The sequence below is a fragment of the Candidatus Symbiopectobacterium sp. NZEC135 genome, from assembly GCF_025962695.1.
In genome coordinates this window covers 1-1,346 of sequence record NZ_JAGFPF010000468.1, presented here as the reverse complement: position 1 = coordinate 1,346, position 1,346 = coordinate 1, and the positions used below count along the sequence as shown (strand labels likewise).

Annotated in this window: 2 protein-coding genes and 1 pseudogene; 1 reads left to right on the top strand and 2 read right to left on the bottom strand. The window is 42.6% G+C overall.

The features are described 5' to 3' along the window. A partial coding sequence (locus J5224_RS27955) for a hypothetical protein (RefSeq protein WP_264628383.1) occupies positions 1 to 188 on the top strand: 188 nt, incomplete at its 5' end. Between the two features lie 80 nt (positions 189 to 268). On the opposite strand, the gene J5224_RS27950 is transcribed toward J5224_RS27955, so the two are convergent. Both J5224_RS27950 and J5224_RS27945 read right to left on the bottom strand, forming a co-directional pair. Then, positions 269 to 1,000, bottom strand: coding sequence for a hypothetical protein (locus tag J5224_RS27950; RefSeq protein WP_264628382.1), 732 nt, complete (start codon positions 998 to 1,000; stop codon positions 269 to 271). Positions 1,001 to 1,218: 218 nt separating this feature from the next. Further along, positions 1,219 to 1,346, bottom strand: a pseudogene (locus J5224_RS27945) (4,5-DOPA dioxygenase extradiol); the annotation flags it as partial.

Below are 1,346 nucleotides of genomic sequence, written 5' to 3'. Positions count from 1 at the left end.
AAGCGGCCGATGCCAATTTACCTATCGCGCAAATGGCGCTGGCAAGCCTGCTCGCCGATGGCAAAGCGTTGAAGAAGGATGCAAAAGCGTCGGCGTTTTGGGCAAACCGCCTGCTGAACAATGCCAAAGCATCAGAGAGCCACAAAAAAACAGCGCAGGATATTGTAGACTCACTTAAAAACGGCTAACGCGTTCACACCAGTAAACGAAGAGTGTGAGTCGTTAGGCAAGCCCACAGTATGTGGGCTTATTTAAGCCCTAACCTGTACTAAAGAGAATGAGGCCGTCTTCCCTTAATCGCACTGACGGGTTGCTCACACGATAATTTTTCAGTGAGATGTTTTTGCATCTCCATAAGATTAAGTGCCATCTGACTGCTCATTAATCTGTTTTGGGTCAAATCGGACATAATAGATCCCATCATGTCAAAATCATTCATTTTGCATGACAATAATATGTTATGGAGTTTCGGAAACCTAGAGTAAAAATCATGAAAAATAAAGCTCTCGTTATTCTCTTTTAAGCTCCCCAGACTGCTACTTCTGGAATGCGTCGAACGAAGGATATTCTGATAGTCAGCAATGAAATACCGTTCATCAATAGCGATATCGCTCAACATAATATCCATCCTTATTTTTTTAATAATATGATTATCTATTGAGAGAGTGATCGTTCTAGTATCCGTATCAAATTCGCTATGAAAGCGATCCTTGTGTGCTTCGCCCGCGTAGGACTTAAGTTTCTCAAAAACGGAAATGACGCCGTACCAGTGATTAGAAGGAATATCAACGCCATCACTGCTTTCAACTCCCTGACAAGGGGCTCTATCCTGATAAAGAATGTTATATAAGGTTTGTATGGCGTGTTCTTTTTTTTCTGTTCTAAACAGGTCTTTAAATTTGTCCCATAACCCCATATGTGTGGCTTCATATCGATTGCCACTCAATAGATGGGAAACCCTAGAGTAATTAAGTTCATAGCCATTTATGTTTATTGACATTTTATTTCTTCTACGTGATTAATTAAAATCTCATAATATAAACATCAAGTTGGCCCGCCACCAGGTTATAACCCTATACGCCACCATGGTTTGATCACCATATAACTTATTATCGCTGAGAATACCGTCCACGATTAGCATCCCGGCTAATCAATCACTGCATTTGATGCATCGGCCAAAAAAAAGCCCGCGTATAAACGCGGGCCCGATGCTCAAACTTAACTGCCTACTTGTACCGACAACATACTCAAGGCTCCCATCACAATACCATCGACAGGCACCGTGATGGGTTCTTCGCCATCCCAACTGCCCAGCACATAGAGCAGCGGTAAAAAGTGGTCGGGCG

Coding starts and splice junctions, on each gene's coding strand:
- J5224_RS27950 (WP_264628382.1), bottom strand. CDS start 1,000: ATGTCAATAAACATAAATGGCTATGAACTTAATTACTCTAGGGTTTCC.